The sequence below is a fragment of the Bradyrhizobium ontarionense genome (genome assembly GCF_021088345.1).
Lineage (GTDB): Bacteria > Pseudomonadota > Alphaproteobacteria > Rhizobiales > Xanthobacteraceae > Bradyrhizobium > Bradyrhizobium ontarionense.
On record NZ_CP088156.1, the window covers coordinates 703038 to 721937 of the forward strand.

The window sequence follows — 18900 nt, forward strand, 5'->3', positions numbered from 1 at the left end:
TGTCGTTCTACGCCGGCTTCGGCGCGACGTATTCATCGAAGCCGACGGTCTCCCGCGCCTGGGCCATCAGAGGCACTAGATCGAGGGGATGGATGAACTCATCCCGGAAGCAGGCATGGGCCTTCGGATCGAAGATGCGCTTCAGCCATTCAATCACGATCTTGTGCCGGTCGGAGTTGCGAAACTCCTTGTGATAGGTCAGCCACAGATCCATGTGGTAGTTGATGCCCAGGTCGATCGGCACCAGCGGTGCGCCAAGCGCGATCGCCGACGTCGGCAGGAATCCGACGCCTGCGCCGCGCTCGACGGCGTAGAGCACGGCAACGCTCGAATTGGTTGAAATGCCGACGATGCCGTCGAGCGACTCGAGACCGAGGATGCGCGCATAGCCGGTCTCGTCGAGCTGCATGCCGTGTTGCTTGATGATCCGATGATTTTTGAGGTCGGCCAATGATGCCGGCAATCCATAGGCATCGCGATAGGCTTCCGACACGAAACCGTAGATGTGCAGCCGGCCAAGCTTGGTGACGATCACATCCGGATTGGTCGGCCGCGCGAACTGGATCGAGATGTCCGCTTCCAGGCGCGAGACGTCGGCCTGCTCCATCGCGCAGTTCAACTCGACCATGATCCTGCGGTAGGTCTTCTGGAAGTCGATCAGACGCGGCAGGATCCAGAAATTGCCGGGCCCTTCCGTCACGGCGACCCGTACCGATCCATGAGCATCGGTCGAGAGTGACGCGCGCCGGAAGATGCTGAAGCTCAGCCGTTCCATCTGCTCGACGTCGAACAGCAGCGAGCGGCCTTCGTCGCTCAGCGACAGGCCGGACTGATCCCGGATGAAGAGCTTGCATCCGAGCTCGTGCTCGAGCCGGTCGATCTTGCGCATCAGCGTGGTGCCGGTCAGTCCAAGAACTTCCGCCGCGTTCCTGAAACTCTGGTGCCGCGTACAAAGGAGAAAAGCTCTTAAATCTTCCCACGAAGCGTTAAGCGTTTCATCAGTCTTCTTGCGCTGCGTAGATGCAGCACCCCGATGCAAATGTTGCTGCATACCCTCCAGCCCCGACCAGTATGATGACGTCATCAAAGTCAAGCTGGAAACATAGATGCAGAACCTGCAGCGCGGAAGCACAGAATTCACCCTGCGGCATCAGCTCGATGCGCTGCCGGCGACGGATCTGGTCACGGCGCAGCCCGTCACGTCCGATCGGCTCGGCGAGCTCGCAGAACTCGCCAGGCGAGAGATCCCCGGCGTGCGCGCATCGGAGCAGGAGCTCGCGGAATTCCTGCGGTACGATCCGGAGTCGATCTTCGCGCTCTATCGCGGCCGGAAACTGCTCGGCGGCATTGCCTTCCTGTATCTGAACTGCGCGGGTCTCGATGCGCTGCTGCTGGATGCGTTCAATTTGAACGATCCGGCGCGCAGGCACCTTGCGCGACCGGACGAAGAGGTTGCGGCGATCTATGTCTGGGCGCTCGTTGCGCAGGGACGAGGAACGGTTGGTCTCGGCAATGTTGCGCAGGCGCTGAGGGGGCCGAGATTTCACGCGGCCGATTACTACGCGCAGCCGTCGAGCACGGAAGGACGCGCGTTTCTCGGAGCACTCGGCTTCACGCCGGTTCCGAGCTTCCAGCCGGATCTGTGGTGGTATCAGCGGCCATGGAACCGGCTGCCCGAGGTGATCGCGCCTTCGATTCAATCGACAAGGATTTTCGCAGAGAGGAGTCTTGCGGATGCACGACATTAGTTCAGCCAGGACGGCAAAATCGAATTCACGCGCCATCACGGTGCGCATCGCGCGCGATCCGAACGACCTCATGCTCGTCACCGCGATCCGCTCGGCGGTCTATCTGACCGAGCAGGACTGCCCGATGGAGGAGGAGTTCGACGGCAACGATCTCGTCGCGGCGCATTTCCTCGGTTTCGTCGGCAACCAGCCGGCTGGGTGCGTGCGCGTGCGCTTCTTCGGCGAGTTCGCCAAGGTCGAGCGGCTTGCGGTGCGGCATCAGTACCGGCGTTCGCGGCTGTCGTTCAAGCTGGTCCGCGAAGCGCTCGATTATTGCAGGCGCAAAGGCTTCAAGAAGGCCTATGGTCATGCCCAGGACCGCCTGGTCGACTTCTGGGCGCATTTCGGTGCGAAGCCGCTCGGCCACAACCGCAAGCTCACCTTCTCCGATTTCTCCTACACCGAGATGGTGCTGGATCTCGAGCCCTGCAACGACGCGATCACGCTCGACAGCGATCCCTATCTGATCATCCGTCCCGAGGGTGACTGGGATCGTCCGGGGGTGCTCGATATCTCCGCCGGCCGGCCGGCGTCCTCGCCCTTGCGTGACTTCGCTGCAGCGAGACCGTGATGGCGAACCGAGACATGTTCGGCGCGATCGAAACCAATCCGCCGGTTCTGGTGTGCGCCGACCTGCAGTGCGAATATCTCGCAGAGGGGCGCCAGCATCTGATTGCCGACGGGGACGCCATCATGCCGCGCTGTCGGCAGCTGATCGCGCTCTGGCGCGACAATCTCTGGCCGGTGATCCACCTCAAGCGGATCGCGCAGGCGGCCTGGTTCAACCCGGCCTCCAACCTGACGAACTGGCTTCCGGACTTCAAGCCGACGCCTGGCGAGCTCACGTTCGAGCACCCTTTGCCGTCGGCCTACAGCTCGGCGCGGTTCGCCGAATACATGTCGAACATGCGCAGCATGCGCTGCGTCGTGCTCGGCTTCTCGCTCGACGAGACGATCCTCTCGACGGTGGTCGACGGCTTCCATCGCAGTCACCGCTATCAGGTGATCGTGGATGCGGTGGCCTGCCGGCAGGCCTGTGTCGGCGACGTCGCCTCGTACAAGCTGGTCGTCACCAAGGTGATCAGCAATTTCGCCGGCGTGCTCGACAGCGCCGACGTGATCGGCGCCAGTGGCCGGCTCGAGGTGTAACCGGGGCCGGCGGTGAAGCCATCACCCGCCGGCGAGCCGCTCGGCCAGATCGATGACCATGCGACGGTCAGACGGATCGCTGATCTTGTTGAATGCAACCACCAGTCGCAAAGCCTCGACGACGTGCAAATCAACAGGATTTTCGCTGAGTAGCCGCAGCAGCTTCTGTTCTGGCGGTTCGCAATCGTCTTTGCTCACGCGGTAGCTCCAGGAACGAGAGACCCGACATGACCCGTGAGGAAGAGCTCAAAGAGCTGGCGAGCAACCTCCAGGCGGCCATCGCAAGGGCGCGTCAGCTCGACCTGCCGACGAGCGTCTACATCCTGTCGATGGCTCTGGTTGAGGTTTCCCAGACAATAGAGGCGGAGTTGAGGGGGCAGGCTGGATCCGAATGACGTCCGCCGGCCGTAGCCGGGTGTGGCGCGGTGCGCAATCGACTGGGGAAACTCCCGGGTGCGGCACATCGCGGCTGCCGGCCGGGTTTAGGTCCGGTCGACTCGGACGACGCGGCCCTTCTCGATCGCGAGCGCCAGCCGGCCGTGCTTGAGCGCCAGCGCGGCCTCGCCGAACAGCTCGCGGCGCCAGCCCTGCAGCGCGGCCACGTCGGCTTCGTCGTCGGCGGCGATCTGCTCGAGATCGTCGACGGTCGCGATCACCTTGCTGGCGACCGCGTGACGCTCCGAGGTCATGCGCAGCAGCACCTTGAGCAGCTCGACGATCGCGGCGCCATTGGAGTTGTTGCGCGGCTTTTCCAGCTTGGGCAGCGCCGCAGGGTCGCGGGCGAGCCCGCGCTGCACGGCGGCGACGATGTCTGAGCCCCATTTCGAGCGTTCGAAGCCCTTGGGCAGCGAGCGCAGACCGCCGAGCTTCTCGATCGAGGTCGGTGCATGGGTGGCGATGTCGCCGACCGCGTCGTCCTTCATGACCCGGCTGCGCGGCACGTCGCGGCTCTGCGCCTCCTGCTCGCGCCAGGCGGCGACCTCGATCAGCACCGCGAGCTCTTTCGGCTTGCGGACCCGCGTCTTCAGCCGCTCCCAGGCGCGCTCGGGATGGAAGTCGTAGGTCTTCGGCGAGGTCAGGATCTCCATCTCCTCGCTGACCCAGTCGCTGCGGCCCCGCTTCTTCAGATCGGCATCGAGCGCTGCAAACACGTCGCGCAGATGCGTGACGTCGGCCTCGGCATAGTGCACCTGCTCATGGCTCAGCGGCCGGCGCGACCAGTCGGTGAAGCGGTGGGTCTTGTCGGGACGGTGGCCGGTGATGCGCTCGACCAGCTGGTCATAGGCGATGCTGTCGCCGTACCCCAACACCATCGCGGCGACCTGGGTGTCGAAGATCGGATGCGGCACGATGCCGGCGCGATGCCAGATGATCTCGATGTCCTGGCGCGCAGCATGGAAGACCTTGAGCACCTTCTCGTCGGCCATCAGCGCGAAGAACGGCTTGAGGTCGATGCCCACGGCCAGCGCGTCGATCACCACGGCTTCGTCTGGGCTCGCCAACTGCACGACGCAGAGCAAGGGGTAATATGTGGTCTCCCGCAGGAACTCGGTATCGACGGTGATGACCGGGTGCTGGGCGAGGCGGGCGCAGGCGGCCGAAAGATCGGCGGTGGTGGTGATCAAGTCCATGAACGATCCATGACGAGGCACTTACGCCGTCGTCCGAAAACGCTGACAAGTCAAGGCTGTCGGCAAAGGGTACGGGATAAATTCGTCCCTGCTTGTCGGCCCAATCGGGCCCGAAGGCAAGCACTGGGCGCCCGGACGATCGCTCTATGGTTGACAGCGGGCCCGCGGCGGCGCTCCCGGATGAGGCCGATCAGTGATGTCGGACGCGTCCCGAGGGCCGGCGCCCTGAGGGCACGGCGAGCACGATCAGGCACAGCGCAATCATCGCCAGACCCATGAATTCGAACACCAGCGCGTCCACGTTCGCGACCTCCCCGACTTGTTGTTTCAACTTGTCGGGGCTGCGTTGATCGTTTCTTAAGGACCGGCGGCGGCCGGCCCCGATGGTGCACGCGAGGTTAAAAGCGCGCGCTATGTCCCGCAGAAGGTCTGCAGCACGCGCTCGTCCGGCTGGGGCGGCTCGGCGTAGGCGGCGAACTCCGGCTGGTCGTCATAGGGGTTCGCCAGCACCGCATGCAGCTCCTCGAACGGCTTGTAGTCGTCGTTCTCGACCGCGGCCGTGATCACCGCCTCGATGCGGTGGTTGCGCGGGATGAAGGCCGGATTGACCTTGCGCATCGCCGCGCGGCGCTCGGCCGGCGTCTGCGGCTCCTCGGCGAGCCGCTGCTGCCAGCGCGGGACCCATTCGTCGAAGTCGGTCGGCTCCTCGAACAGAGCGCGGACCTCGCTGGCGTCCCCGCTTCCCGCAGCCTCGCTGAGCCCGCGGAAGGTGAGGGTGAAATCAGCCTTGGCTGCCGCCATCACGTCGAACAGCGCCTGCGCCAGCGGCTGGTCGCCGTCCCGCTCCGTGAACAGGCCAAGCTTGCGGCGCAGCCCCGCCTGGTGCGCGGCCGTGAACTGCGCAGCGAAGCCGTCGAGCGCGGCCTCGGCCTGCTTGACCGCCTGGTCCTTGTCGTCGCCAAATAGCGGCAGCAGGCATTCGGCGAACCGGGTCAGGTTCCACATCGCGATCCGCGGCTGGTTGGCAAACGCATAGCGGCCGAACTCGTCGATCGAGGAGAACACCTGCTTCGGGTCATAGCCGTCCATGAAGGCGCACGGGCCGTAATCGATGGTCTCGCCGGAGACGGAGCTGTTGTCCGTGTTCATGACGCCATGGATGAAGCCGATCAGCAGCCAGCTCGCAATCAGGGTCGCCTGGCGTGCGATCACGGCATCGAGCAAAGCGTGGTAGGGCCGCTCGGTGCCGGCGAGATCGGGATAGTGCCGGCTGATGACGTGGTCGGCGAGCTGGCGCACCGCGTCGGTGTCCTGGCGCGCGGCGAAATACTGGAAGGTGCCGACCCGGATGTGGCTGGTGGCGACCCGCGTCAGCACCGCGCCGGGCAGGGCGGTGCCGCGATAGACCTGCTCGCCGGTCACGACCGCCGCCAGCGAGCGGGTGGTCGGGATGCCCAAGGCCGCCATCGCCTCGCTGACGACGTATTCGCGCAGCACGGGGCCGAGCGCCGCGCGGCCATCGCCGCGGCGCGAAAACGGCGTCGGGCCGGAGCCCTTGAGCTGGATGTCGCGGCGGACGCCGTTGCGGTCGACGACCTCGCCGAGCAGGATCGCCCGGCCGTCGCCGAGCTGCGGCACGAAATGCCCGAACTGGTGGCCTGCATAGGCCATCGCGATCGGCTCGGCGCCCTCGGGCACGGACTTGCCGGCCAGGATTTCGGCGCCCTCGGGCGTCTCCAGTTCGGCCGGATCGAGCCCGAGCTCGGCGGCCAGCGGCCGGTTCAGCTTGATCAGGCGCGGCGCCGCGACGGGGGTCGGCGCCACCCGGGCAAAGAAATTGTCCGGCAGTGCCGCATAGGAGTTCTGGAAGGGAAAATGCACGGTCATACCTCCCAAGATAGGCGCAAGACGCCCATTTTTCGAGCCCAAACGGCGGCCAGTTGAGCGATCCCTCGGCAGCCCAATCCGGCGGCAGCGCCGCCGGTTGCAATCCGGCTCGCCGAACCGCCGTTTTCCCGGCGCTGGGTGCGAAAAAGGCCCGGTGCCTTGGTTGCCGCGCCGGGGCGGCTCGGCTAAACCCTGCGCGCACTCGGCAGCGCCTTTGGGCTTGCGCCGATTCCCATCCCTTTCGACGACGAATTCAGGACGACCATGCATCGCTACCGGACCCATACCTGCGGCGCGCTCCGCGAGAGCAACATCGGCGAGACGGTGCGGCTGTCCGGCTGGTGCCACCGCATTCGCGACCATGGCGGCGTGCTGTTCGTCGACCTGCGCGACCATTACGGCCTCACCCAATGCGTGGTTGATCCGGACTCGCCGGCGTTCAGCCTGGCCGAGAAGCTGCGCTCGGAATGGGTAGTGCGGATGGAGGGCAAGGTGCGCCGCCGCCCTGACGGCACCGACAATGCGGACCTGCCGACCGGCCAGATCGAGCTGTACGTCGCTGACATCGAGGTGCTAGGTCCGGCCGGCGAATTGCCGCTGCCGGTGTTCGGCGAGCAGGACTACCCGGAGGACATCCGGCTGAAATACCGCTTCCTCGATTTGCGCCGCGAGAAGCTGCACACCAACATCATGACCCGCGGCGCGATCATCGACTCGATGCGCCGGCGCATGAAGGAGCAGGGCTTCTTCGAATTCCAGACCCCGATCCTGACCGCGTCCTCGCCGGAGGGCGCGCGCGACTTCCTGGTGCCGTCGCGCATCCATCCCGGCAAGTTCTACGCGCTGCCGCAGGCGCCGCAGCAGTACAAGCAGCTCTTGATGATGTCGGGCTTCGACCGCTACTTCCAGATCGCGCCGTGCTTCCGCGACGAGGACCCGCGCGCCGACCGCCTGCCGGGCGAGTTCTATCAGCTCGACGTCGAGATGAGCTTCGTCACCCAGGAGGACGTGTTCGCGGCGCTGGAGCCGGTTGTCACCGGCGTGTTCGAGGAATTTGCCAAGGGCAAGCCGGTCACCAAGGGCTGGCCGCGGATTCCGTTCGCCGAGGCGCTACGCAAATACGGCACCGACAAGCCGGACCTGCGCAACCCGATCGAGATGCAGGACGTCTCCGAGCACTTCCGCGGCTCCGGCTTCAAGGTGTTCGCGCGCATGCTCGAAGATCCCAAGAACCAGGTCTGGGCGATCCCGGCGTCATCCGGCGGCAGCCGCGCGTTCTGCGACCGCATGAACTCGTGGGCGCAGGGCGAGGGCCAGCCGGGCCTCGGCTACATCATGTGGCGCGAGGGCGGCGAGGGCGCCGGCCCGCTTGCCAACAACATCGGCCCGGAGCGCACCGCTGCGATCAGGACGCAGCTCGGCACCAAGGAAGGCGATGCCGCCTTCTTCGTCGCGGGCGATCCCGACAAGTTCTGGAAGTTCGCGGGTCTGGCCCGCACCAGGGTCGGCGAGGAGTTGAACCTGATCGACAAGGATCGGTTTGCGCTGGCTTGGATCGTCGACTTCCCGATGTACGAGTACAACGAGGACGACAAGAAGGTCGACTTCTCGCACAACCCGTTCTCGATGCCGCAAGGCGGCCTGGAGGCGCTCAAGACGCAGGACCCGCTGACCATCAAGGCGTTCCAGTACGACATCGCCTGCAACGGCTATGAGATCGCCTCCGGCGGCATCCGCAACCACAAGCCGGACGCGATGGTGAAGGCGTTCGAGATCGCCGGCTATGGCGAGCAGGAAGTGGTCGACCGCTTCGGCGGCATGTACCGCGCCTTCCAGTACGGCGCGCCGCCGCACGGCGGCATGGCCGCCGGCGTCGACCGCATCGTGATGCTGCTCTGCGGCACCACGAACCTGCGCGAGATCTCGCTGTTCCCGATGAACCAGCAGGCCATGGACCTGCTGATGGGCGCACCGTCGGAAGCAAGCACGAAGCAGCTGCGCGAGCTGCACATCAAGACCAACCTGCCGAACAAGTAGTTCGGCAGACGCTGTGGAGCAGGGTGGGCAAAGCGGCCGCCGTGAGGCGGCTGTGTGCCCACCGTCCATCGGTGCGTTACGCGGCGAGACGGGTGGGCACGGCGCCACTGCGATCGCGCGCGAGGCGAGAGTTCTGCAGCGCCTTGGCCCGCCCTACGGGACCGCGCCGCTCGCAGCTTCCAGCCGCGCCAAACTCGATTGGCAGCGGCCGAGCCGTAACGGCCGCGTTGCGGGACCGCGGTATGTCATCCCTGGACCTCCACCGAGTCGGTCCGCTGTCGTCACGGTTCCGTCGCCACCACGCCGATTTTGCCTAGTCGACTTCTCCCGCTGGGGCACGGGGAGGAGGAGACATGGCGTCGACCCGCCATGGACGGGCATTCGGCCTCGATAACGAGGCCGGCGTGGCCCGGCCGCACCCGCGCGTTGATCACGCAGCGTCTGCTGCTGCGCTCGTCCGCTGGATCATCGTCGCGCTGTCGGCCGCGTCGCTCGCGGCCTGCGCGCGGTCGCCGGAGGTGTCCGCCCGACCTGATGCAGGCACGCCGGGCAATCAGGCCGCGCTCACACAGCAGGCTCCATCGCCGCCCACGCTTCAAGCGAGCCCGTCGCCTCAGGCCACGGTTGCGCCTGCGCCACCTCCCAAGCCCCGCCGGCCGCATTACGTGCCGCGCGGCGTCGCCAGCTACTACACGGCGCCGCAGCCGACCGCGAACGGCGAGGTGTTCGACACCACCGCCATGACCGCCGCGCATCGCAGCCTGCCGTTCGGCACGCGGCTGCGCGTCACGCGGCTGGACAACGGGCAGTCGGTGACGGTGCGGATCAACGATCGCGGCCCCTATATCGACGGTCGCGTGGTCGACCTGTCCTATGCCGCGGCCGCCAAGCTTGGCATGGTGGAGACGGGCCTCGCCGACGTCCGGCTCAGCGTGGTGCATTGGCCGAAGCCGCGACCGCACAAGCCGCCGGCGCAGCAGGCCGCGCCCGCCAATGCCCGGCCATTGCCACGCCCCGCGCCGACGCGGCTGACGCTGCTGCGGTTGCCAAACGGGACGGCTCAGATCAGTCGCTGATATCGTCAGGCGGATTGTTCCGCACACTCCGCTGCCGTCTTGCGCCGAGCCATGGCGCGCGCCCGGCCGCCTCCCGCAATGCCGGGCATCGCTTGCCGGCGATGTCTCTCCAGCGCAAGGTGACCCGGCCGTCCTGGGTCCCATGCATTCTATCTTCTCGCGTCAGCGCTGGTTAAGGCTGCACGTATCTTCATCCCGGGACCTGCGAGCACGACCGGGCGCATCAGAGCATCGCAGCAATTCCTCACTCGGCATCCAGGCTGGCTGCCCAACAAGCCGGCAACTGCTTGATTCCGAGTACTAATCGATGAAGGGTTGTTAGTCCGGGGTTTTTCAAGGACGAAGCTCGAACCAGCGCACAACGTTGGGAGAAGCAAATTTATCGAGATACCGCGCGGATTAATAGCGGTGTCAGGCAACCTATCCTTAATAGGACCCTGTCTGAATGATGGAGTGAATAGCCAACCAATCAGAAGAAGACGGATAATCAAATGACCGTTCGCTGGTGTGTGCTCCTTCTCGGAACCTGCGTCTTTGTCCCTACGGCCTCCGCTCTCCCCATTTCCCCCGATGTCGTTCGTGATCTCGCTTCCCGCGTCGGCCCGGTCGTCGGTCAGGCCGCGACCTGCCCGACCATTGCGCAGGGGCGCGTCCAGACCATCATCGACCAGTTCGGCGAGGTGATCCGGCAGGCCGCTTCGAACAACGGCGAGCGCGATCCGCTCATCCGCAGCTTCAACAGCTACATCGCCGAGGGGCGCGGCCGGATCGCGTCCTCACAGGTGAACTGTCAGACCGCAGAACGCCAATTGGCAGAGCTCGAGCGGTCGCTGACTCAGCAGCAGCCATCGGCACCCACGCTGTCGTTCGCGCTGGGGCCCTCGACCGCGGCGGCGGCGACGCAGCCCACGGCCAACCTTCCGCCCGCCCTTCCGCACGGCGTCAGCGACACCGAGATCCGTTTCGGCACCGTCATCCCGTTTTCGGGCGTCCGCAAGGAGCCCGCGCGCCAGATGAAGCTCGGCATCGAGACGGCGTTCAACCGCGCCAACGACGCCGGTGGGATCAACGGCCGCATGCTGCGACTGATTGCGGCCGACGATGGCTATGATCCGACGCGGACGCTTGCCGCAGTGACGCAGCTCTACGAGAAGGATCAGGTGTTCGGCTTCATCGGCAACATGGGCACGGCCAACAACGCGGTGGCGATCCCTTATGCGCTGGAGCGCCGCGCGCTGTTCTTTGCGCCCTATAGCGGCTCGGCCGTCGTTCGCCGCGATCCGCCCGACCGTTACGTCTTCAACTATCGTGCGAGCTACGCGGAAGAGACCGCTGCAATCGTGCGCTATCTGATGAAAGTGAAGCGGATCCCGGCGAAACAGATCGCTGTTTTCGCGCAGAACGATGCCTATGGCGACGATGGCGCCAACGGCGTCGCCAAGGCGTTCCGCGCGCTCGGCATCAACGATCCGATCATCCGCTACGGTTTCCCCCGCGGCACGCTGGATGTCGATGAGGCCGTCGGCAAACTGAAGGCGCAAACCAAGCCCGCGATCAAGGCCGTGATCATGATCGCGACCGACCGCGCGGCCGCGAAATTCATCGAAAAGACCCACGACGCGGTTCCGGGATTGGTCTACGCCAACATCTCGGCCGTCGGATCCACATCGCTGGCCGCCGAGCTGAAGCTGCTCGGCGCGAAATACACCAATGGCGTCATTGTCACGCAGGGCGTTCCATCGGTCGCGGGCTATTCGAGCCTCGTGCTCGACTACAAGAATGCGCTGGCCAAATACTTCCCCGGCGAAGCGCCGGACTACACCTCACTCGAGGGCTTCATCTCAGCGAGCATCCTGATCCAGGCGCTGAAGCAGGCCACGCCGCTCGACACCGAGCGGCTGGTCGACACGCTGGAATCGATGCAGAGCATCGATCTCGGCCTCGGCAGTGCGCTCGCCTTTGGACGCGCCGAGCACCAGGCCTCGCACAAGATCTGGGGCACCGCGCTCGACGAGACCGGCACCTACCAGGCGATCGAGCTGGAATGATGCAAGAAGGTGCGAGCTCGGCGAGACACAGCTGAGCTTGCCGTCCGGGCCGCGCCGCAGAACAGCGGCCGGCTTCGAGCCATGGTGAGGCGGAACCGTTCGCCCCATTTTGGGTTGAGCTAGATGCGCAACAACCCCTGGGTGATGGCAATGTCTGTCCGGACACAGATTTCGGTGATGGTCTTCATGATGGTTCAGGCCATCCTGTTCGGTGTGGGAATCCTGACCATTCTCCTCACGCCGCTGAGCGGGCACGCGATGATCGCGATGCCCGTCATGATCGCCGTGAGCATGGCGGCGGCAGCCGTTCTCTCGTGGCAGATCGCGCCGCGGCTGCGCGCGAGGTACTGGCGTGGACGTGGAATTGATCACGACATGATCTCGGGCTGACACCAGAGAGCAGCACCGCGAAGCAACCCAGAGAAACGAGCCTGAATTGCTGCGCCACGGCGGCTTCTGGCAGTCATGAACGCGCGGCGGCTTGGCCGCCGGCGCGACGTTCAACCGTTGACGTTGGCGGATTGCGCTCACTCCGCATCTGAAGAACCGCGCCCTGTTGTCATCTGCTCGGCGGTGCAGCATCGAAACAGGCGGTGTCGTTCGAACCAACGCTGAGCCGCACGGTTAGACAGCCTTCTCTTGGAGGATGAACCATGCGCGTTCCAGCAGCAGCGACCGTCCTATTCCTATCCTCTTGTCTCCTCTCGGCAGGAGCATCAGCCCAGCAGGCCGAGAGCCCGTCGGGAACCAGACAAACCCAGGCGGTCCCCGTGCAGCCCGAACGCACACCCCAGCAGTCCGACCAGGTTCGTGAGCGCGAGCGCCAGAGTGCCGAAGATACGCGGGTGAACCGTGATTGGACCGCGCAACAGCGCGACGACGATCGCATGGGCATGGATCGCATGCGCGAGCACCGCATGGGCCGCATGATGGATCAGGACATGGACCATCGCACCACGGGCCGAAACGCGCGAACGCAACGTGATGATGACGACATGGATCGTCGTGCGCGGAGCTCCGACGGGGAGCGGCCCTATCGTCGCGTCAAGGTCTGCTACGAATACGAGAACGGCGACGAGTTCTGCCGCTATCGCGACTAGCCCCCGTCCAGCAGGGGCGGTCGCAAAGACGCATCGGCTCGTGCGCGCCGGCAGCAACGCCGGCACGCCGCGGCTGCGCGGGTATGGAACGTGGCGGCTTGGCGCCGGACGATCTGAGCGTCAGCTCGTGCGACGCGCCAGCAACAGCGCCCCGCCGAGCCCGCACATCACCGCGCCGGACGCCTGCCGCAGCCGCGTGACGAGGCTTGGCCGCCGGACCAGGCGATGGCGTGCCTTGGCGGCCCAGAACGTCACCACCAGGTCGACGCTGGTGTTGAGCGCCACCGAGATCAGCCCGAGCACGATGAACTGCGCGGCAACGCGGCCTGCGGGATCGACGAATTGCGGGATGAAGGCGAGGAAGAACGCTGCCGTCTTCGGGTTGAGTGCCTCGACGATGATGCCCTCGCGGAATGCGCGCCGGCTGCCGGTCGTCGTCACCTCGGTCGGCGTAGCGACGCGCGCCTCGCGCCACGTCTTGACGCCGAGCCAGATCAGGTAGGCCGCGCCCGCGATCTTCAGCGCCGTGAAGCCTTGCGCGCTCGCCAGAACCAGCGCCGACAGGCCGAGCGCGCCGGCGAACACGTGCACGAGGCCGCCGAGCCCGAGGCCGACGCTGGAGGCCAGGCCTTCCGTGCGACCACCGGCCAGCGTCCTTGCCACGATGTAGAAGATGCCGGGGCCGGGCGTCAGCGCGACCACCAGTGCGGCCGCGAGATAGAGGAGGAAGGTCTGGAGCTCGGGCATCGCGTTCTTGTCGGGGAGAGGGCCATATCTTGTACGGCAACCCGTGGGGGAAGCAAAGCCGCGCCTGCGGGCTTGGCGACCGACGGCGGTCACGGTCAACGGAGACTGCCCGATCGTTGCAGACGCTTGTATGATGATTGCGTACGATGATGGATGAGCCGCGCGGCCCCCCATGTTGACGATCTCACTGGAAGACCCGGCCTCGGCAAATGCGGGAGCCCTGATGGCGGAGCTGTCGGCGACGCTTGCGCGCATCACCGGCGACAGCGGCCGGTCGTCCTTCGACCCGGACGATGTGCGCGGACCGCAGGCGTGCTTCGTCGTCGCGAGCGATGCGTGCGGGCAGGCCGTCGGCTGCGGCGCGTTGCGACCGCTGGATGCGGATATCGCCGAGTTGAAGCGGATGTATGCGCGCCCAGGCACGCGCGGCGTCGGCGCAGCGATCCTCTCACATCTCGAAATCGCGGCCGCCGGTTTCGGCTACCGTGCCCTCCGGCTGGAGACCCGGCTGGTGAACCAGCGTGCAGTCAGGTTCTACGAGCGGCACGGCTACCGCCGCATCCCGAACTTCGGCAAATATGTCGGCAGGCCGGAAGCCGTGTGCTTCGAGAAGCGGCTGTCACGCGCAGGCTAGCAGCCCTTCTGCCGCAGATGCTGGATGCAGGTGCAGGTCGCCGAAGAGGGGGATTTGACGTCGTCGTACGGAAAGCTCGACAGTCGTCGGACCGTTGGTCGCGCAGCGCGGAAACAGGCAGTCGTTGTCGGCGATCGTGACCGGACCGGTCACGCCGGACCCGAGGCTCGGTTTGTAGCTGTAGGACACCTCGCCAAGGATGAGCGACAAGGATGAGCGAGATGTTGGCATTGATCGGGCTCGTGGTCTCAGGCGTTTCGTGTCCGTCCGGGCGCCAGGGCCGTGCCAAGAACGTAATCCCAGACACCCGTGACGACGCCGAAATTGCCGGGCATCGGGCCGCGATGGTGTCGGACATGGCGGAGCCGACAGCTCCGCAGCCAGGACTGCAGCGGGGACTGTCCGGCCAATGGCCAGTGATGCACAGCATCGTGGACCAGCAGATACAACACGTAACCCACCAGCAGGCCGCTCGTCGTTCCGCTTGCCGTCTGGAGGTCGGCAAGGCCGGCGACGAGCGCGAAAAATGACAAGAAAATGACGGCGCTCACCCAGATCGGCGCGCCGATGAGATCACTGGGGCGCGCGTGGTGCAGTCCGTGGAGCTGCTTGAGGATGGCGACCTCATGATACAGGAACCGGTGCACCAGATATTCGGCGAGCGTCCACAGCATGGCCCCGCCGAGCGCCGCCAGCAGCCAACGCTGGTGCAAGGTGAAGCCGCTGCTCGCGAGATCGAACAGCAGAAGCGCGACGACGACGATCGGGTAGATGAAAAGCTCGGCGTAGTAACTGATCTTGCTGTGATTCACGTCGTGTCCGTACGGAGATATGAAGGACGATATGGGGAGCGCGCGCCCTGGGGAAGGTCGACCACGCGATCAGCCGTCGCCCGAATCAGCGTCCCTTGGAGAGGTCGTCACAGGTATGGGGTAGCGCAGATATACGGCAGCTGCGTGAATGCGTGAGGGCGGGCATCGAACCGGGCTTGCTTCGATAGTCTGGCGTCAGCGCGACGCCATCGCAGGCCACGCACATCCTACGGGTCGAACGACGACCGGCCGCCGAAGGCGATTGCGTCGAGATGATCAGCAAGGGTGATGTAGATCTTCAGCCGAACGTGGCCATCCGCTGGACTTTCGGTTGTCAGGACGCGAAGCTTGTCGCCGTCCAAGTGGGAGGCGAAATAGCCTGAAGCGCGAGCCGGATCGTGCTTCGCCAGCAACAGGCGTTATTGTCCAAAAGACTCGACGACAAGTGTGCCCCCAGCGACATCATGTGGTGATGGCTCCCCGCTTTGGCGGGGATGACGACTGAGTATTTGGCTGACAGCCACGATCTCATGATCAGCACACGTCGACGAAGCGACGGCCTCACCCCCCGCTGTCGTCCCGGGCAAGCCGGAACGGCGCGTAGCGCCGTGCGGGCGCCGACCCGGGACCCATACCCCCAGGGAGATGCGGTGACACGAGATCGGAGCCACGCGCGTGCCGCCACACAACATCCTGTGGCTATGGATCCCTTGGGCTCACGACACAAGTGCAACACCTGCTAGGGTGTTGTGGGCTGCAGCCCCGGCGTCCGAGTCCAGCGGGTTGCCGCATGCGTATTCGATCATGAGCACCACCACTGAGAAAGCTGGATTGCATCCGCGAGCGCACTCGTGGACTGGCATCTAACCGCTTGAGGTTGATCTCTACAATCGCGCGCGATCACGCGTCTGCCCGACGGGCAATTCCCGCATCCCGTTCATGCGCAAACTGCCCGTCGTGCCACTCTGTCGCAGTGTTTGCGCTTGCACCGTCGGGCAAATCACCCGCACATTTCCGGCCATCCCGCCTCGATGAAGAGGGACGGTTCGCGGTCGTCACGAGACGTGAGGTGGGGAGGCGGTGGCTGCAGTCTGTCGCAGCGCGCGCAAGCGCGCGGACGAAAGGCAGGGTGCAGACGGTCAAGTCGTGTGGTCCTGACACCCCGATGCTGGTGTCAAGTTCGCGCCGATGCCTTGCGGCATCGCGCGGATGACGGGGGCAAACAAGCCCGGTTCCCGGGGAGAGCGCGAAGCAGCCGAAAAGCCCATCGCGCAGGGAATGCCGGATGACCGGCTGAACCTGTGGTACCTGCCGCCTGCATTCTTTGTTCGCAGGCGGGCCATGGGTTGCGGCCAGCACCCGGCATTCCCTGCGCCCTCTTCGAATTTCCGAGGGCCGAACGACCTGCAGAACCCCGGGCGATCGCGCCGCGGGATCGCGGTTGCGCGGGGTGAGTTCATGCGCGAGGTGAATGAACGACGCGAGGAGAGCGGACGCTCATGGGATGAGCGTTGTCCTCGCCGTCGGCGTCGATGTCAGCCCCGCGCACAAATCCATCCAACGTCATTCCGGGGCGCGCGCAGCGCGAGCCCGGAATCCATAACCACGACTTTGCGTGGGAAAGAAGATGCCTGCACGTACGACCTCCCTTCACCAACCGGCGTCCGGGAGTATGGATTCCGGGCTCGCGCTTCCGCCTTCGCTCTTCGAGCTACGGCGGACAAGTCGCGCGCCCCGGAATGACGGTGGAGAGAGGCCCAGCCTCACGCCGCCATGGACCTCACGGCGCGGTCTGCGCCTCGATCTTGAACTGTGCCAGCGCACTCGGCGGGTCGATGGCGATGAGCTGGGCGAGCTGCATCGCCGGCACCTTGGCGCGCGGGGTGAGCTTCAAGGTGAAGGTCTGGCGCGGCCTCTCGACGAAGCGGCTGATGGCGTCGACCGCGCTGGCCGCGTCGATGTTGGCGGCCGCAACCTGCGCCCCGATGGCCTTGATGGCGTCGATCAGCGCCTTGCGTGCGGCATCGCGCGGGATCGCATGACCGCGCGCGTAGTTGGCGACGAGCACGTCGACCGCGCCGAGATCGCGCAGGGTCAATTCCAGCCCAACCGCTTCGATCTGCGCCGCCGCGGTCGTCGCCTGCTGCAGGTCGATCGTGAACACGTCGCGCGGCACCCGCGCCAGCGACACGCTGGCGGAGGCCGCGACGAGGTTGCTGACCTCGAGCTTGAAGGGTTGAAGCGCGAACGCACCCGAGCTCTCGGTCCAGCCGAGGCCGACATCGGCGTCGAAGGCGGCGGTGTCGATGCCGGCGACCAGCAGTGGCAGCAGCGCCGGGTTGGACGCATCGAGCGGCCCGGCCATCTTGGCGACCAGGCGGGCCTGGGTCGGGATCGGGCCGACGAACTGGCCCCAGTTCAGGTTGATGTTGTCGATCCGCACCGGCTTGCCGCCGGCCCTGTAGGGGGTTGTCACGTCCTTGAGCTCGATTCCTTCGAGCATCCTGAACAGGGCGAGCGCCTCGGCGGGCGCCGGCTTTGCGCCCGGCGCGCCGTACTTTGCGCTCAGGCGCAGCAGGCCTGCGATGTCGAAGCGCTTGAGGGCGAAGCGGCCGAGCTTGACAGGTCCGTTGGGCGTGCGGCCGTCGAAGCCTTCGAACGCGATGTCGCCCTTGCCGTCGTCGAGATCGAACCGCGTCGTCGCGATCTTGACCGGACCGTCAGGAGTCTCGACTGCAAATCCCAGGACCTCAACGTCCTTGAACTGGACGCCGTCGTAGACGCCGGCGACCTTATCCATCAGCTCCGGCGCCATCGCGGCAGACTTCGGCGCACCCGTCGTCATGGCGGCGACCAGCGCCGGCAGCTGCACGCGCGATGGACGGACGCCGAACGCGCCCATCTTGATGCCGTCCATGTGCATGCGCAGGCCGATGTCGGAATTGACCTCATAGGCGCCGGCGGAGGCTCCGCCGCTGAAGCGCCAGAGCTTGTCGTCCGTGGCCGAGTCGGGCGCCAGCAAGGCTGCGACCGCGTTGGCATCGATGTCCCTGGTGACGATGTCGGCCATGCGGCCCTGCATCTTCGCGGCCTTGCCGTTCGGCTGCTGCGGGGTCATCGTGAAGGTCATCTCGTCGACCCGGTAGCTCGCGATGTGGCCATCCTTGATGTCGTCGATGACGAGGCCGCCATAGGCGAATTCGGCCGGGCCAGCGGCGCTGGGATCGCCCTCCATCGTGCCGTTGATGCGCGGCGCCGTGATCGACGCCGCGCGGATGGCAACGAATTGCTGCGTCAGAGCCCGGTAGGTCTCGATCGGGCCGGTGCCCGGTGCCGGTGCGAAGCGGGCTGGACCTGTATAGTCCTTCACCACGAGCTGCGGCAGCTTGTAGCTCAAGCGCAAGGCCGAAGGGCCGGGGATCTGGCCGGCCATCGTGATGTCGCTGACCTCGATGCTGCTGGCTGCCACGTGCTCGCTGTCCGGCTGGCTCAGGCCGGTCGCGACGATATTGCCGAGCGTGACGCTCGCCGGAGGCTGCGCGGCCGATTCGATCTTGACGTCCGCAATCGACAGCTTGCGGGTCCACAGGTCGAACGCGACCTTGCCGTGGCTCGCCGTGGCGCCATTCTGCCGGATCTGGGCGAAGCCGGCCTCGACCTCACGCTCCGCACGGCTCTGGGCATACCAGGGGACGCCCAGAAAGCCGGCGACGCCGAGGACAACCGCAACGAGAGCTCCAATCAAGATCCGGCTCATTCAATCTGCTCCCGCTCACGCCCGACGCCCGGGCTGGCCGCAATGGTCATGGTCTCATGGTCATGGTGTTGGCGGACTGGATCGGATAGGGATGTGCTTCTGCCAACTTGAGAATTTGCCGCCCCTGGTCTGTTGACGGACATGGTTTCCGATGTTGCATGAAAACCGCTCAGCGTGCATCACATGCGGTTCCACCGGCCGGAAAAAATGCGTTCTGAACGCACCTCACGAGACC

At 65.6% G+C, this 18900-nt stretch carries 18 protein-coding genes; 9 read left to right on the forward strand and 9 right to left on the reverse strand.

The window, feature by feature from the left end:
* Positions 1 to 7 precede the first annotated feature (7 nt).
* Positions 8 to 1051, reverse strand: coding sequence for a LysR family transcriptional regulator (locus LQG66_RS02970; RefSeq protein ID WP_231323242.1), 1044 nt, complete (start codon positions 1049 to 1051; stop codon positions 8 to 10).
* 55 nt (positions 1052 to 1106) lie between these two features.
* Here LQG66_RS02970 and LQG66_RS02975 point away from each other — a divergent pair, with 55 nt between their 5' ends.
* The 3 genes from LQG66_RS02975 to LQG66_RS02985 are packed head-to-tail and all read left to right on the forward strand — an operon-like array spanning position 1107 to position 2936.
* Positions 1107 to 1748, forward strand: coding sequence for a hypothetical protein (locus LQG66_RS02975; RefSeq protein WP_231323244.1), 642 nt, complete (start codon positions 1107 to 1109; stop codon positions 1746 to 1748).
* Positions 1735 to 2358, forward strand: coding sequence for a GNAT family N-acetyltransferase (locus LQG66_RS02980; RefSeq protein ID WP_231323247.1), 624 nt, complete (start codon positions 1735 to 1737; stop codon positions 2356 to 2358). The genes LQG66_RS02975 and LQG66_RS02980 overlap by 14 nt, the downstream gene beginning before the upstream one ends.
* A gap of 14 nt (positions 2359 to 2372) precedes the next feature.
* Positions 2373 to 2936 (forward strand): isochorismatase family protein, encoded by a 564-nt coding sequence (locus tag LQG66_RS02985; protein WP_231327673.1) that lies wholly within the window; start codon positions 2373 to 2375, stop codon positions 2934 to 2936.
* A 21-nt stretch (positions 2937 to 2957) separates the two neighbouring features.
* Here LQG66_RS02985 and LQG66_RS02990 read toward each other — a convergent pair whose 3' ends face one another.
* Positions 2958 to 3134, reverse strand: coding sequence for a hypothetical protein (locus tag LQG66_RS02990; protein WP_231323249.1), 177 nt, complete (start codon positions 3132 to 3134; stop codon positions 2958 to 2960).
* Between the two features lie 29 nt (positions 3135 to 3163).
* Between LQG66_RS02990 and LQG66_RS02995 the strand changes: the two genes are divergently transcribed.
* Positions 3164 to 3331, forward strand: coding sequence for a hypothetical protein (locus tag LQG66_RS02995; RefSeq protein ID WP_231323251.1), 168 nt, complete (start codon positions 3164 to 3166; stop codon positions 3329 to 3331).
* Between the two features lie 87 nt (positions 3332 to 3418).
* Here the strand turns inward: LQG66_RS02995 and rnd are convergent, their stop codons facing one another.
* Both rnd and LQG66_RS03005 read right to left on the reverse strand, forming a co-directional pair.
* On the reverse strand, positions 3419 to 4567 hold the full coding sequence (gene rnd, locus LQG66_RS03000; RefSeq protein ID WP_231323253.1) for a ribonuclease D: 1149 nt from the start codon (positions 4565 to 4567) through the stop codon (positions 3419 to 3421).
* A gap of 411 nt (positions 4568 to 4978) precedes the next feature.
* Positions 4979 to 6454 (reverse strand): protein adenylyltransferase SelO, encoded by a 1476-nt coding sequence (locus LQG66_RS03005; RefSeq protein WP_231323255.1) that lies wholly within the window; start codon positions 6452 to 6454, stop codon positions 4979 to 4981.
* A gap of 264 nt (positions 6455 to 6718) precedes the next feature.
* Here LQG66_RS03005 and aspS point away from each other — a divergent pair, with 264 nt between their 5' ends.
* The 4 genes from aspS to LQG66_RS03025 all read left to right on the forward strand — a co-directional run bounded on the left by aspS (position 6719) and on the right by LQG66_RS03025 (position 12005).
* Positions 6719 to 8491: an aspartate--tRNA ligase gene (aspS, locus tag LQG66_RS03010; protein ID WP_231323257.1), complete on the forward strand. Its 1773-nt coding sequence runs from the start codon at positions 6719 to 6721 to the stop codon at positions 8489 to 8491.
* Positions 8492 to 8844: 353 nt separating this feature from the next.
* Positions 8845 to 9567 carry a septal ring lytic transglycosylase RlpA family protein gene (locus LQG66_RS37225; RefSeq protein WP_256460602.1) on the forward strand — a complete coding sequence of 241 codons (723 nt, stop codon included), beginning with the start codon at positions 8845 to 8847 and terminating at the stop codon, positions 9565 to 9567.
* Between the two features lie 491 nt (positions 9568 to 10058).
* Positions 10059 to 11615, forward strand: a complete 1557-nt coding sequence (locus LQG66_RS03020) for an ABC transporter substrate-binding protein (RefSeq protein ID WP_231323260.1) — start codon at positions 10059 to 10061, stop codon at positions 11613 to 11615.
* A 150-nt stretch (positions 11616 to 11765) separates the two neighbouring features.
* Entirely contained in the window at positions 11766 to 12005 is a 240-nt protein-coding gene (locus LQG66_RS03025; RefSeq protein WP_231323262.1) for a hypothetical protein, read from the forward strand.
* Between the two features lie 326 nt (positions 12006 to 12331).
* Here LQG66_RS03025 and LQG66_RS03030 read toward each other — a convergent pair whose 3' ends face one another.
* Together LQG66_RS03030 and LQG66_RS03035 are read right to left on the reverse strand one after the other, a co-directional pair.
* Positions 12332 to 12565, reverse strand: a complete 234-nt coding sequence (locus tag LQG66_RS03030; RefSeq protein ID WP_231323264.1) for a hypothetical protein — start codon at positions 12563 to 12565, stop codon at positions 12332 to 12334.
* A 270-nt stretch (positions 12566 to 12835) separates the two neighbouring features.
* Positions 12836 to 13462, reverse strand: a complete 627-nt coding sequence (locus LQG66_RS03035; protein ID WP_231323266.1) for a LysE family translocator — start codon at positions 13460 to 13462, stop codon at positions 12836 to 12838.
* Between the two features lie 223 nt (positions 13463 to 13685).
* Here LQG66_RS03035 and LQG66_RS03040 point away from each other — a divergent pair, with 223 nt between their 5' ends.
* Entirely contained in the window at positions 13686 to 14096 is a 411-nt protein-coding gene (locus LQG66_RS03040; protein WP_231323268.1) for a GNAT family N-acetyltransferase, read from the forward strand.
* Between the two features lie 248 nt (positions 14097 to 14344).
* On the opposite strand, the gene LQG66_RS03045 is transcribed toward LQG66_RS03040, so the two are convergent.
* The 3 genes from LQG66_RS03045 to LQG66_RS03055 form a co-directional block, all read right to left on the reverse strand.
* A complete protein-coding gene (locus LQG66_RS03045; RefSeq protein WP_231323270.1) occupies positions 14345 to 14908 on the reverse strand; it encodes a sterol desaturase family protein in 564 nt (187 codons plus the stop codon).
* Between the two features lie 227 nt (positions 14909 to 15135).
* Positions 15136 to 15321, reverse strand: a complete 186-nt coding sequence (locus tag LQG66_RS03050) for a hypothetical protein (protein ID WP_231323273.1) — start codon at positions 15319 to 15321, stop codon at positions 15136 to 15138.
* A gap of 1367 nt (positions 15322 to 16688) precedes the next feature.
* Positions 16689 to 18665 carry a hypothetical protein gene (locus LQG66_RS03055; RefSeq protein WP_231323275.1) on the reverse strand — a complete coding sequence of 659 codons (1977 nt, stop codon included), beginning with the start codon at positions 18663 to 18665 and terminating at the stop codon, positions 16689 to 16691.
* Between the last annotated feature and the right edge of the window lie 235 nt (positions 18666 to 18900).